Source organism: Rudaea sp. 3F27F6, assembly GCF_005503555.1.
In the GTDB taxonomy this organism is placed as follows: domain Bacteria; phylum Pseudomonadota; class Gammaproteobacteria; order Xanthomonadales; family Rhodanobacteraceae; genus Rudaea.
The window spans coordinates 569,082-582,074 of the sequence record NZ_SCNG01000003.1; the positions used below are offsets into that span (position 1 = coordinate 569,082).

10 protein-coding genes and 1 pseudogene are annotated in these 12,993 nt (G+C 64.8%); 3 read left to right on the plus strand and 8 right to left on the minus strand.

Features of this window, described 5'->3' with window-relative positions; genetic code table 11:
• Positions 1-76: 76 nt before the first annotated feature.
• The 6 genes from FFS30_RS14965 to FFS30_RS14990 form a co-directional block, all read right to left on the minus strand.
• Positions 77-1,453 carry a DUF4105 domain-containing protein gene (locus FFS30_RS14965; protein WP_137913961.1) on the minus strand — a complete coding sequence of 459 codons (1,377 nt, stop codon included), beginning with the start codon at positions 1,451-1,453 and terminating at the stop codon, positions 77-79.
• A complete protein-coding gene (locus tag FFS30_RS14970) occupies positions 1,446-2,294 on the minus strand; it encodes a transporter associated domain-containing protein (RefSeq protein ID WP_137913962.1) in 849 nt (282 codons plus the stop codon). The genes FFS30_RS14965 and FFS30_RS14970 overlap by 8 nt, the downstream gene beginning before the upstream one ends.
• An 83-nt stretch (positions 2,295-2,377) precedes the next feature.
• Entirely contained in the window at positions 2,378-2,878 is a 501-nt protein-coding gene (ybeY, locus tag FFS30_RS14975; RefSeq protein WP_137913963.1) for an rRNA maturation RNase YbeY, read from the minus strand.
• Entirely contained in the window at positions 2,875-3,408 is a 534-nt protein-coding gene (locus FFS30_RS14980; protein ID WP_137913964.1) for an alpha/beta fold hydrolase, read from the minus strand. Before FFS30_RS14980 ends, ybeY begins: the two co-directional genes overlap by 4 nt.
• Entirely contained in the window at positions 3,405-4,382 is a 978-nt protein-coding gene (locus FFS30_RS14985) for a PhoH family protein (RefSeq protein WP_137913965.1), read from the minus strand. Before FFS30_RS14985 ends, FFS30_RS14980 begins: the two co-directional genes overlap by 4 nt.
• A gap of 146 nt (positions 4,383-4,528) precedes the next feature.
• Complete coding sequence (locus FFS30_RS14990) at positions 4,529-5,596, minus strand: helix-turn-helix domain-containing protein (RefSeq protein WP_171014639.1); 1,068 nt, start codon at positions 5,594-5,596, stop codon at positions 4,529-4,531.
• Positions 5,597-6,928: 1,332 nt separating this feature from the next.
• On the opposite strand from FFS30_RS14990, the pseudogene FFS30_RS24250 reads away from it, so the two are divergent.
• Positions 6,929-7,738 (plus strand): annotated as a pseudogene (locus tag FFS30_RS24250) (Ig-like domain-containing protein); the annotation flags it as partial.
• Between the two features lie 425 nt (positions 7,739-8,163).
• The gene (locus tag FFS30_RS24255; RefSeq protein ID WP_249352484.1) at positions 8,164-9,045 is read left to right on the plus strand and encodes a hypothetical protein; all 882 of its coding nucleotides are present in this window, start codon (positions 8,164-8,166) and stop codon (positions 9,043-9,045) included.
• Between the two features lie 31 nt (positions 9,046-9,076).
• On the opposite strand, the gene miaB is transcribed toward FFS30_RS24255, so the two are convergent.
• Positions 9,077-10,414, minus strand: coding sequence for a tRNA (N6-isopentenyl adenosine(37)-C2)-methylthiotransferase MiaB (miaB, locus tag FFS30_RS15005; protein WP_137913968.1), 1,338 nt, complete (start codon positions 10,412-10,414; stop codon positions 9,077-9,079).
• Between the two features lie 171 nt (positions 10,415-10,585).
• Between miaB and FFS30_RS15010 the strand changes: the two genes are divergently transcribed.
• Positions 10,586-11,623 carry a lytic transglycosylase domain-containing protein gene (locus tag FFS30_RS15010; protein ID WP_249352486.1) on the plus strand — a complete coding sequence of 346 codons (1,038 nt, stop codon included), beginning with the start codon at positions 10,586-10,588 and terminating at the stop codon, positions 11,621-11,623.
• 6 nt (positions 11,624-11,629) lie between these two features.
• Here FFS30_RS15010 and FFS30_RS15015 read toward each other — a convergent pair whose 3' ends face one another.
• Complete coding sequence (locus FFS30_RS15015) at positions 11,630-12,907, minus strand: trypsin-like peptidase domain-containing protein (protein WP_137913969.1); 1,278 nt, start codon at positions 12,905-12,907, stop codon at positions 11,630-11,632.
• Positions 12,908-12,993 lie beyond the last annotated feature (86 nt).

Here is a 12,993-nt window from a genome sequence, read left to right on the forward strand (position 1 = left end):
CTGCGAGCCCGGTATTGCCGATTGCGCAAGGCGGCTTAAGGTAAGCGCAAAGATCGGTGTGGGCAACCGCGGGCTACTATCGAAGAGCCCTTCGATTTGGCGCGACGTAGATTACGGCCACGCAGAGCGCGATCTGAATCGGCAGCAGCAGCGCGATCCAGAACCAGTTGTCCTGAACGAAGCCCGGCAGGATTTTCACGAACCAGGCGAGGCCGGCGCAGAACGCCACCGCGGCTGCGATGCGTTTGGCGAACCGCGAAGGCTGCCAGCGCTTGCCGAATGCGGTCAGCCATGCCGGCAGCAAGAGCAGGCAGAGCGGATTGAGCAGGAGCAGGTTCTCGTTGCGCCAGGCGCTGGTGTGGTCGGTCAGCGTCCACAGGCCGACCAGGACGAGGCCGCCGATGCCGCAGACCAGGGCGATCACGCTGGCTGTGCCGGCGAAGACGATGCGCGCTGCGGTGTTTGCGCGCGCACGCGCGAGGCCGATCAGGATCAAGGCTGAGGCGATGCCGAGGATCAGCGCGCCCCAGGTCCAGCGCGGCGGAAATTCCTGAGGTTCAGGCAGATGGCCTTTGTTCAACAAGGTTTCGTTCGCGACCAAAGGCAGCGCATTTCCAGCCGTATCGCGCAGGGTGATTTCGCGCACGTGGCGCATGAATTCCATCGGCACAAAGCTCTCGTCCCAGTACGACAGGCGCTGGTCGGCGTACGGGCCGAGGCCGGCATCGATAGCGAGCATCAGCGACGTATCGGGACGCATCAGGCGATCGGCGTCCATGCGGTAGGTGAAGCCGCGCGACGGCGAAATGAGCTGTGCCTTGATCGCGCCGCCGAGCACTTCGTCGATCGCGTCGCGCACGCGCGTCGAGCAGTTGGCGCGGAAATAGTCGTAGCGGTACTGCGCGTTTTCCGGGCGTGCGTTCCAGTCGAGGCGTTCGGCGAGCTGGGCACGCTGCGCGGGCGCGAGGTTGAGTTCCTGGCGTACGATCCAGCGGCCTTCGGCGACGTAGTTCGGATACTCCTCGGCCGGATCGCCGACTGCGATGCGGTACATCATGTGGCCGCGCGCGAAGTTGAGAAAGAAATTCTCCTGCGCGAAGTCGAACATGCCGTAGTTGTAGAGACGCGTCGCGCCCGTCGTCGTGTCGTGGATCTCGATGGCATTGTGGCCGAAGCGTTCCCAGAGCTCTTCGCCCGGACCGAACGTGATCAGCGCGACGCCGAGATTGGAACCGGGCGGTGGAGCTGAGCCGGCATCGACTTCCTGTGCTTGTACTGTGAGCGAGCACACAAGCAGAACGGCGAAGAATGCAAGCAGCCGCGTCGCCATGTTTGCGAGCACGCCGATCGAGCGATTTTTCTTTTGTGTTCGCGTATCGACCGAAGACAGCGGATTCCCGCTGGCGCGGGAATCATGCCGGATGCTTTTCAGCGCCGCCGTCCACTCAAGCATCGACCGACCGCACGGCAAATTGCAGCACGCGGCGCGCGTCGGCTCGGGTGACGTGAAAATGGAATCCGCCGAGCGCGACTTCTTCGCCGCTTTCGGGCAGATGGCCGAACTCGCTCGTGACCATGCCACCGATCGTGTCGAACTCGTCGTCGGAAAAACGGCTGCCGAGGCGTTCGTTGAAGTCGGCGATCGGGGTGAGCGCGTTGACCAGGAAGCGGCCGTCCGGCTGGGCCTGGATCAGCTTGTTGCGCGCTGGGTCTTCTTCGTCGTGCTCGTCGTCGATTTCGCCGACGATTTCTTCGAGCACGTCCTCGATCGTGATCAAGCCGGCAACGCCGCCGTACTCGTCCATAACGATCGCCATGTGATTGCGCGACAGGCGGAATTCCTTGAGCAGGATGTCGAGTCTCTTCGACTCGGGGATCATCACCGCCGGACGCAGGAAGGCGCGGATGTCCTGCGGCACCTGGCCGCCGGTGAAACTCTTGAGCAAATCTTTGGCAAGCAGGATGCCGACGATCTCGTCGGCGTCCTCGCCATGCACGGGAAAGCGCGAATGGCCCGACTCGATCACTCGGCGCAGGATTTCGTCGAACGAAGCGTCGACCGGCAGCGCGACCATCTGTGCGCGTGGCACCATGACATCACTGACTTGCTGATCGGCGACTTCGATGGCGCCTTCGACCATCGACAAGGTGTCGTTGGAGAGCAAGCCATTCGCTTGAGCGTGGCGCAACTCCACGAGCAGTTCGTCGATGTTGCGCGGCTCGCCGGAGACCAACTGGCTGATCCGGTCCAACCACGTTCGCGGTGGGGCCGAATTCGGAGGGTCGTCGTTCATGTATCTGGGTGCAAAGCCCGATGCGGGCGGCTGCGCAGTATACCGGAGAATCGGTGACGGTTTTATAAAATGTTGAAATTCAATCAGTTATACGGATCGGCGATACCGAGTCCGGCGAGAATGCGCCGCTCCAGGGCTTCCATTTTTTGCGCGTCCCTGTCGTTTTCGTGGTCGTAGCCGAGCAGATGCAGCACGCCGTGCACGGTCAGATGAGCGTAGTGGTCGCGCGGCGCTTTGCCCTGTTCCGCAGCTTCGCGTGCGACGACGGGCGCGCAGATCACGAGGTCGCCGAGCAGCGGCAGTTTCACTCCGCGCGGCAGTTCGGCCGGAAACGACAGCACGTTGGTGGCGTAGTCGCGTCCGCGATAGGTGCGGTTGAACTCGCGGCCTTCGGCGGTACCGACGAGCCGGATCGACAGTTCGGCCGGCACTCGTCGGCGCGCGCCGACGAGTGCTGCCGCAACCCAGGCGCGAAATGCCGTCGCCGCGGGCAGGCCGCGGCGGGGGATCGCATAGCTCAACGCGACGGCCGGCGCAGCGGTGGGCGGCGCATGGGTCGCTCGCTTCGAGGTCTTCACGCTCATCGTTCGATCAGTCGCTGCAGCAAGGCGTGTCCTTGCGGCCAGTTGCCGATCTTCGAATCGGCATTGATGTGGCCGAGTGCGCCGACCGGTTCGAATTGCGAGCCCCAATCGTGCGCGAAGGTCTGCGCACGCTCGGGCGTGACGTAGATGTCGTCGCTGCTCGCCGCGACGATGCTCGGGAACGGCAGGCGCGAGCGCGCCATCGGCGCGAAGCCGGTCGTGCAGTCGGGATAGTTCGGACCTTCCGGGTCGCTCGGCGCCACGAGCAGGGCGCGGTGGATCGGGCCGGAGTATTTCGCGGACCAGTGCGCGATCAGCGCGCAGCCGAGCGAATGGCCGACGAGAACGACGGGCTGCGCGGCTGCGACGATGGCTTTCTGCAGCGTCTCCACCCACTCGCGCCGATCGGGCCGGTCCCAGTCGCGTTGCTGCACGCGCTCGTAGCCGTGTTCGCGCTCCCAGTACGACTGCCAGTTCTCGGGTCCCGAGTTCCACAGGCCTGGAATCAGCAGCACGCGCGCGCCGCTCATGTCTTGGCGTCCGCCTTCGCACTCGCCGCTTCGTAGGCGCGCACGATGCGCTGCACGAGCGGGTGGCGCACGACGTCCTTGGCTTCGAAGAACGTCATGCTGATGCCTTCGACTTTGCCGAGCACGTCGACCGCGTCGCGCAGGCCGCTCTTCACATGCTTCGGCAGATCGATCTGGGTCAGGTCGCCGGTGACGACCGCGATCGAGCCGAAGCCGATGCGGGTCAGGAACATCTTCATCTGTTCCACCGTCGTGTTCTGCGCCTCGTCGAGGATGACGAACGAGTCGTTGAGCGTGCGCCCGCGCATGTAGGCGAGCGGCGCGATCTCGATCACGTTGCGCTCGATCAGCTTGGTCACGCGGTCGACGCCGAGCATCTCGAACAGCGCGTCGTAGAGCGGCCGCAGATACGGATCGACTTTTTGCGTGAGGTCGCCGGGCAGAAAGCCGAGCTTCTCGCCGGCCTCGACCGCGGGGCGGACGAGGATGAGGCGCTGCACGCGCGAGTCGTTGAGCGCGTCGACGGCCATCGCGACGGCAAGATAGGTCTTGCCGGTGCCGGCCGGGCCGATGCCGAAATTGATGTCGTGCCGGGCGATCGCGTGCAGATAGCGCGCTTGGTTGACGCCGCGGCCGCGCACGGTGCCGCGCTTGACCTTGACCGTGACTTCCTGCGCTTCGTGGCTGGTCTCGTCGAGCGCGGACAGGCCGGACTCGGACAGGCGCAGGCCAACCTGCGCACCGTCGAGCGTTTCGCTGGCGGTGGCGTCGAACAGGTCGTGCAGCACGCGTTCGGCGAGCTTCACTTTCGCCGCTTCGCCGCTGATGCGGAACACGTTGCCGCGGTTGGCGATCTCGACGCCGGTGCGCATTTCGACCTGGCGCAGATGCTGGTCGAACGGGCCGGCGAGATTGGCGAGCCGCTCGCCGTCGTCCGGTTCGAGCTTGAGATTGTGATGAATGAGTTGTGGCATGCGGATTGGGTGCGATTCCGCGTGACTGCGGCATCGTATGCGTTGGATGGAGAGCCTGGGCGCGGCGGCGGCCGGCGTCGGAGGCGGAAGTCGCGCGGTGTCGGTCGCGTCGCGTCGGCGAATCCTACCACCAACGGCGCATGGCGTCAGGCCGCGGCGCTGCGCTGGAAGCGGCGCACCCAGTCGCTGAAGTCGGCGTCGCTGGCGAGCGCCTGCGAGGTCTTTGCCGCGTGGATGACGGCGGTGGATTCGCGGCGGCGCGCCGCACTCGGCGCGATGCCGTATTCGCGCGCGAACGCGCGGCTGAAATGCGCTTCGTTGACGAAGCCGTGGGCATAGGCGATTTCGCCGATAAGGCGGCGCTCGCGCGGATTCTCGAGTGCCGAGCAGCAGCGCGCGAGGCGGCGCGTCAGAATGTAGTGCGAGACGCCGCCGTAAGGTTCGAACAGGCGATAGAGACTCGCACGCGACACCGCGGCGGCGCTGCGGATTTCTTCAGGCGAGAGCCGCGGCCGGTGCAGATGATTTTCGATATAGCGCTTGGCCCGCGCCAGCGCGAGTTCCTGGCGCACGCTCGGCGTGGCCGCGGCGGTACGGCTCGCCCGCGGCCGTGCCAGCGCGGCGAACAGCTCGACGAGCGAGTTCACTGCGAGCGGAGTTTCGTCGTGGCTCAGCGCCGGAAGCCGCGTCTGCAGCGTGCGCGCATACGCGGAGAACAGGTCCGCCGCCGTGCCGCGCAGCACGTTGCCGTGCAGCGTATCGGTGGCGAGCAGCGGATCGAGCATGCGGCGCGGGATCATCAGCGACAGCGTGTCCGAAGCATCGGCCTGCGAAGTCAGCGGCTTGGCGAGATCTAGGATGCTGATTTCGCCGCTGCGCAGGTCGATCGATTCGCCGTTCGCGTCGCCGCGGTAACCGCCCTTGGCGTAGATCTGGATAAGGAAATGGTCGAGGCCGTCGCGGCGGATCATGCGCGGTGTGCGCGCGAAACGCTGCGTGCCGAACGAGTTCTGTCCGAACAGCAGGTCGCCGAGATGGAAGACGCCCATCTCGGCATGGAACGGCTCGCCGCGTTCGGCATCAACGGTCGATTCGAATACCACCGACACGGAGTCGCGCCAGACGGCGAACGCGTCGGCGCTAGACAAACCTGCGGTCGAAAAATGCACGAACGGCAGATCGCCGCGCGGTACCGCTTGTCGCTGTTCGATCATCGTGTCCCCGTATCCGTCTGCGCGTGGTCTTTGGAGAGAAGCAGCAGACGTCAATGCCGTGCGTGTCAGCCGAAATGTGCGCGGCGTCGCGGACGGATTCCCCATGAGACGCTCGGTCAACGACTTGAGACGGTCGGGCAACCGGGCGATTTCGGCGCTGAATATACTGCCCCGCATCGCGCCGGATCAACGCGGTTCGGACGCGGCAACGACGGAACCTTCCGCCGTCGCGAACCTGTCCGCGATACGCGCCGCGCGACGACACGCATATCGCTCGCTCGCAAGGATGTTCGCCTGCAGTGAATCGTGCGATGCGCGCGAGCGCTCGCTGCAGCGGACGGATGGGAGAAACCGAGCATCTACGATCGATTGCGGCGGCCCGGCTCGTCGCAAAGGGGAACTGTTGCCATGAATTTTCACTGCATTCTTTCGCGGGCACGTCGTGTCTCTTTTGTCTCCGTGCTACTCGGTGCACTGGCGCTGTGCACATCCGCGCATGACGCCGGCGCGGCCACGAGCATGCCGGTCTGGCAGAACGTCACACCGGTGTCGCCGCCCGCGTACACGGCCGAATCGTCGATGGCGTTCGACAGCGCGCGCAATCGTGCCGTGCTGTTCGATGCCGGCAGCGGCAACGTGCGCGCCTGGGACGGCGGCGCGTGGACTACGTATCCATTGAGCAACGTCGGCGCGCGCATTGCCCCGATTACCTACGACGCGCACAGCGGCCGCATCGTATTGTTCGGCGGCAGCGCCGGCGGCGCTTCGCGCAAGAACGATACGTGGGAGTGGAGCGGCAGCGGCGACTGGACCGGCGTCAACCCGGCGTCGTCGCCGATGTTCCGCAACGGCCATGCGATGGCCTACGACGCCACACGCGAACAGAGCGTGATGACCGGCGGCTTGTACTGCTCTTTCTCGCCCGCGACCGAGTGCGCAGACACTTGGGTCTACGCCGGCGGCGTCTGGACGCAGACCGCGACCACGGCAGGCACCGGCTACGCGCCGGGACGCTGGCGCGCGGCGATGGCCTACGATGCGGCCCGCCATGTCGTCGTCATGTTCGGCGGCGCTTCCGCCAACTATGCGTCGGTGTACAACGACACTTGGGAGTACGACGGCGCGGCGTGGACGAAGAAGGTTTCCGTCAACGGTCTCGCGCCTGCGCCGCGCTACGATCACGCGCTCGCTTACGACGCCCAGCGTCAGAAGATCGTCCTCTACGGCGGCTCCGGCATCGGCCCCGGCGAATTGCATTGGGAGTGGGACGGCACCAACTGGACCCGCGTGAGCGCGGCCGCGCCGGACCCCGGTGCACGCCAGCAGCATGCAATGACCTACGACAGCGCGCGCAATCGTCTCGTGCTCACCGGCAACTTCGGCAACCAGGGCGGCAACGAGGTTTGGGAGTTGCATTACAGCGCGGCCTACGATGTCGGCTTCAGCGTCGGCAGCGGTAGCGGCACGATCGGCGTTGCCGCCGATACAAGCGTGACGAGTCCGACGACCGTTGTTGCCGGCGCCAGCGTCACTTTCACTTTGACGCCGGACGCAGGGGTACCGAACAACGCCATCCTCAGCGTCGGTGGCACCTGCGGTGGCACTCTCGTCGGATCGACCTATGTAACGAACGCCGTCAATGCGGACTGCACGGTCGTCGCAAACTTCGGCGTTCCGCCGAGCTACACAGTGACGCCGAGCGCCGGCGCGAACGGCACGATCTCGCCCGCCACGCAGCAGACGGTATTCCGCAGCGCGGCGCCGATCTTTACGGTGACCGCGAATCCGGGTTACTCCGCAACGGTGGGCGGAACTTGCGGCGGCACCCTGATCGGCACGCAGTACACGACGCATCCGATCGTCGCCGACTGCACCGTCGCGGCGAGCTTCGATCAGAATCCGCCGGCCCAGCTCACCGTCACGGCGGGCGACGCGCAGCAGACCGTCGTCGGCACCGCGTTCGTGAATCCGCTCGAAGTGCGCGTCGTCGACGCGGGCGGCGCGCCGCTTGCCGGCATTCCGGTGATCTTCAGCGTGCCGGCCACGGGAGCGTCGGCTTCGTTGTCGGCTACGACCGTTCTCACCGACGCGGACGGCCGCGCAGCGGTGACTGCGCTCGCCAACGGCATCGTCGGCAGCTACACGGTCGATGCGCTCGTGACGAGGCTCGAAATCCCGCGCCAGATCGGCCTGACCAACCTGCCCGTGCCGACCGCGACGGTCACGCCGAGCGCCGGTGCCCACGGCACGATTTCACTGAATGTCGCGCAGACCATCGTCGTCGGCCAGACGGCGACGTTCGCGGTGACCGCGGAGGCCGGTTATACGGCCTCGGTCGGCGGCACCTGTGGCGGGACTTTGAACGGAACGCAGTACACGACGAACAAGATCGTCGCCGACTGCACCGTCGTCGCGAGCTTCACGCTGCAGACGTTCGCGGTAACGCCGAGCGCCGGCGGGAACGGGTCGCAGGCGCGGGCCAGCAGACCGTTGTCAGCACGGCCTTCGCGCGGCCGATTCAGGTCCGTGTCGTCGATCGCCAGCAACTGCCGCTCGCTGGTGTCGAGGTGCGATTCACGGCGCCGACGCAAGGCGCATCGGCGTCGTTGTCGGCCGCGACAGTCGTCACCGATAAGGACGGACTCGCTTCGGTCACGGCGATCGCGAACACCATCGCCGGTGACTATCAGATCGAAGCGCTGGTCACGAGCCTGGAGATTCCGCTGCCGATCAATATGACCAATTTGCCTGCGCCGACGGCGACCGTCACGCCGAGCGCGGGCGCGCACGGAGCGATTTCTCCAAGTGCCGTGCAGACGATCGCTATCGGTCAGACCGCGGCGTTCACGGTGACGTCCGATCCTGGCTACTCGGCCAGCGTCGGCGGCACCTGCGGCGGCACGCTGAGCGGAACGCAGTTCACGACGAATCCGGTTGCGGCGAATTGCAGCGTGGTCGCCAGCTTCGCACAGAACGCACCGTCGCGCCTCGTTCTCTCCGGCGGCGACGCACAGCAGACCCTCGTGAGCACGGCGTTCGCGCAGCCACTGCGTGTGCGCGTGGTCGATCGGCTCGGCGCGCCATTGAGCGGTGTGCCGGTCGTCTTCGTATCGCCGGTGTCAGGCGCGGCGGCAATTCTGTCGAACGGCGTCGCGCCGGCCAGCGCGCGCGGATTCGTCGCGGCGGTTTCACTGGGTCCCAGTTCGTTGGTTTCGATCAGCGACGCCGACGGGTTGGCGACGGTCACGGCCGTGGCGAATGCCAGCGCGGGAAGCTATGCGGTTGCGGCGAGCGTGGATGGCATTGCGCCGCAGGTCTTCAATTTGACGAATCTGCCGGCGGCGGTGGCAACTCCGCCTGTACCGGCACCCGCATTGGCCGATGCCGCACTCGCGCTGCTGGCGCTGACGCTGGCGGCCAGCGCTTTTTGGGGGCTGTCGCGCCGCTGAGCGGTGCGGCAGGCGGCGAAGGCGGCGGCAGTTAGGCCGCCGCCTTCGCTGCAATCCTGCCTCGCAGCGAGTTGCTCATCGCCTCGGTGATCTGCACGTCGATGAACTGACCGACGAGATTCGACGGTGCGGGGAAATTCACGTAGCGCATGTTCTCCGTACGGCCGGTCATTTCCTTCGGGTTCTTCCTGCTCGGTCCCTCGACGAGCACGTTCTGCACGCTGCCGACCATCGCCAGCGAAATCGCCTTGGCGTTCGCATTGATCGTGGCCTGCAGGCGCTCCAGGCGCGTGTGCTTGACCGCGTCGCCCGTGTCGTCGGCGAGGTTCGCGGCCGGCGTGCCGGGGCGCTTGGAGAAGATGAAGGAGAAGCTCTGGTCGAAGCCGACGTCGTCGATCAGTTTCATCGTCTGCTCGAACTCCGCGTCGGTTTCGCCGGGGAAACCGACGATGAAGTCGCTCGACACGGAAATATCCGGGCGCACTTTGCGCAGCTTGCGGATCTTCTGCTTGAACTCGATCGCGGTGTAGCCGCGCTTCATCGCGCCGAGTATGCGGTCCGAACCCGACTGCACGGGCAGGTGCAGATAGTTCGCGAGCTTCGGCACGCTCGCATAGGCTTCGATCAGCGAGTCGGAAAATTCCAGCGGATGCGACGTGGTGAAGCGGATGCGGCCGATGCCGTCGAGCTCGGCGATCGCGTGAATCAGCAAAGCGAGGTCGGCCACGCCGCCGTCGTGCATTGCGCCGCGGTAGGCGTTGACGTTCTGGCCGAGCAGGTTGACTTCGCGCACACCCTGTTCGGCGAGCTGGGCGACTTCGGCGATGACATCGTCGAACGGTCGGCTGATTTCTTCGCCGCGCGTGTACGGCACGACGCAGTAGGAACAATACTTCGAGCAACCTTCCATGATCGAGACAAAGGCGGTGACGCCCTCTTTGCGCGGCGCCGGCAGGTGGTCGAACTTCTCGATCTCGGGGAACGAAATGTCGACCTGGGCACGCCGCGTGCTCTTGCGCGCTTCGATCATCTGCGGCAGGCGGTGCAGGGTCTGCGGGCCGAAGACCAGATCGACGAACGGCGCGCGTTTGACGATCGCTTCGCCTTCCTGGCTGGCGACGCAGCCGCCGACGCCGATGACAAGGTTCGGATTGGCGGCTTTGAGCTCGCGCCAACGACCGAGTTGCGAAAACACCTTTTCCTGGGCCTTTTCGCGGATCGAGCAGGTGTTGACGAGGATGACGTCGGCCTCGGCCTCGTTCTGGGTCAATTCCAGCCCGTGCGAAGCCGCGAGTACGTCGACCATCTTGGCCGAGTCATACTCGTTCATCTGGCAGCCGTGGGTCTTGATGAAAAGTTTGCCGGACATGGTTTTGTGCGAAAGCGACGGGGCGGGGAATTTTTTGCGAACTGCGTATTCTAAGGCTGGATCGCGCAGTCCGCCATGTGCGCGGGCACGCCGGTGGTTCGATCCGTGCGCTGATTCGCTTGGCAAAACCCCAATACTGTCAGAAACTTGGCGAGCTAAAGTCGCTGATCCATGAAACCAACGCTGCGCCAATCGATTTGCCTGATCTGTATCGCGCTGGCCTTGGCCGGGTTGGCGCGGCCGGCGCGTGCGGGCGCGATGTACCGCTGCAAGGGGCCGAACGGCGAGCTTGCGATAACGAACAAGCCGTCCGACTACGCCGCTTGCACGAAGTTGCCGAACAGCGATTACGCGGAGCCGGCACCGGCGAAACCGCACAAGGCGGTGGCGAAAATCGAGCCGCCCGCTGCCGCCGCGGCAAAGCCCGGCGATGCGGCGAAGCCGGTTGCGTCGATCGCCGAAGCGGCGAAACCCGGTGTGCCGCCGGCCGAACCGACAGCGCCTGCCGTCGCGGTCAAAAGCACGCGCATCGAATACAAATCTGCGCCTGCGTCGCAGTTCGCCGACGTCGTCAGCGAGCTGCGGCTCAATGGCGAGGCGCCCGTTAAAACCATGCCGAATGCGACGGAAAAGCCCGACAAGGCGACCGAGATTCGCCGCGGCGCGGTCTACAAAATCGCGCGTGCGAACGGTCTCGTCGAATACACCAATGTCAGGCCGAGCGGCGGTGCGTACCAGACGCTGTTCACCTACATCGCGACTTGCTATGCCTGTGATGTGAAATCGGCGGTCAACTTCGCGACGCTTGCGCTCAATCTTGTTGCGTATCGCGATGAGGTGACCGCGGCGGCGACGGAATTCGGTCTCGACCAAGCCTTGCTGCGCGCAGTGATCCATGCCGAGTCCGCATTCAATCCGAACGCGATGTCGGTCAAGGGCGCGCAAGGACTCATGCAATTGATGCCGGCGACGGCGAACGACATGGGCGTGGCGAGTCCGTTCGACCCGGCGCAAAACATCCGCGGCGGCGCGCGCTATCTGGCGATGCTGCTGAGGATGTTCAACGGCGACGAACGCCTCGCCGCGGCGGCCTACAATTCGGGTCCGCAGAACGTGCAGAAGTACAGCGGCGTGCCGCCGTTCGACGAAACTCGGGTCTATGTGGAGCGCGTCGCGACGCTGCGCAAGCGTTACGGTGAGGCGCGCTGAGCGTCTCTATTTCGACTCTGGTGCCGGGCCTTGCGCTCCCTGCTGTGCGACGGAGCTGGGGCGTTCCGCCATGTCCAGGTCGAACTGCAGCAGATCGTTGTTGCGCATGGCGGCTACATTGATCTTGGTGCCCGGTGTCAAATGGGACTCGCGATTGCGCAATGCGGTCGCATTCGGCATCCATTTGCCGTCGATGCGGACGATGACGTCGCCGACCTTCAACCCAGCCTTTGCAGCAGGGCTGTCGGGTTCGATCGCGGTGATCAAGGACCCCCGAGTCACGACGGGCATCGGATCATTGGGTTGCTGCGGCGCATCGCGATAAGTAACCCCCATCCAAGCGCGGATTACGCGGCCGTTGCGGATGATCTGATCCAGCACTTTCATCGCCGAAGCGACAGGGATGGCGAAGCCGATGCCGATATTGCCCGACGGAGAGTATGTTCCCGAATTGATCCCGACCAGTTCGCCATGCGCGTTGACCAGAGCGCCTCCGGAATTGCCTGAGTTGATGGCTGCATCGGTCTGGATGAAGTCTTCGCCTGTTGCCGGATTTACACGACCCACTGCACTGACGATACCCATGGTGACTGTCTTGTCGAGTCCGAACGGATTGCCGATGGCGAGGACGACATCGCCGACGGCGGCTGCGCGCTCGGCTATCGGAATCGTCGGCACGAAGGCCAGTTGTTGAAGTTGAAGCACGGCCAGATCGGTTTCTTCGTCGCTGCCGACGATCTTGGCCGCCGCGGTACGGCCGTCGGGCATGATCACGCTGATGTTGGTCGCGCTCTTGATCACATGATAGTTGGTGAGCACATAGCCGTCGGCATTCACGATCACGCCCGAGCCGAGGTTCTGGGTCGGTACATTGGTAATGACTTGGGCCGGAAGCAGCGGCAGGGAGGGGTCGCTCTGCCTGATCAGGACGGGCCTTCTTTGTTCCTCGATCTTGTTAACGAAAATGCTCACCACCGCGGGAGCCGCCGCTTCCACCGCAGGCGCATACGAAGTCGTGACTGATCCAGGCGCATCCTGCACGGCCGGCTTCTGCACAGATCCTTCCGGACCGAAACCTACGGTCGGTTCCGGTGCGCGTGTAGCCGGCTTCGTTGCCGGCGGCTTCGAATCTGCGGTCTGGGATGAAGAAGCCGGTTGCATCTCGGACTGCCCGCGCAGTCGCGCCGTCCACTGCGGAGCGAACAGGGAAATCACGAATGCGAGGGCCAGGCCCAGAGTGATGAATTGCGCGATGAACTGGATCAGTCGGGCGACGTTTTTCATTGATGTACGAGGATGACGCGGCAGACGCTTTAGTTTTCGTTGTCTGCGGCAGGGGGCTTTGGGTAAACTAGCACGATTTTTGGGGG

What these genes read in the sequence shown, in the direction of transcription:
- FFS30_RS14985 (WP_137913965.1), bottom strand. Translation starts at nt 4,382, where the DNA reads ATGCCACAACTCATTCATCACAATCTCAAGCTCGAACCGGACGACGGC.
- ybeY (WP_137913963.1), bottom strand. Translation starts at nt 2,878, where the DNA reads ATGAGCGTGAAGACCTCGAAGCGAGCGACCCATGCGCCGCCCACCGCT.
- FFS30_RS14990 (WP_171014639.1), bottom strand. Translation starts at nt 5,596, where the DNA reads ATGATCGAACAGCGACAAGCGGTACCGCGCGGCGATCTGCCGTTCGTG.
- FFS30_RS14965 (WP_137913961.1), bottom strand. Translation starts at nt 1,453, where the DNA reads ATGCTTGAGTGGACGGCGGCGCTGAAAAGCATCCGGCATGATTCCCGC.
- FFS30_RS15010 (WP_249352486.1), top strand. Translation starts at nt 10,586, where the DNA reads ATGAAACCAACGCTGCGCCAATCGATTTGCCTGATCTGTATCGCGCTG.
- FFS30_RS14970 (WP_137913962.1), bottom strand. Translation starts at nt 2,294, where the DNA reads ATGAACGACGACCCTCCGAATTCGGCCCCACCGCGAACGTGGTTGGAC.
- miaB (WP_137913968.1), bottom strand. Translation starts at nt 10,414, where the DNA reads ATGTCCGGCAAACTTTTCATCAAGACCCACGGCTGCCAGATGAACGAG.
- FFS30_RS15015 (WP_137913969.1), bottom strand. Translation starts at nt 12,907, where the DNA reads ATGAAAAACGTCGCCCGACTGATCCAGTTCATCGCGCAATTCATCACT.
- FFS30_RS14980 (WP_137913964.1), bottom strand. Translation starts at nt 3,408, where the DNA reads ATGAGCGGCGCGCGCGTGCTGCTGATTCCAGGCCTGTGGAACTCGGGA.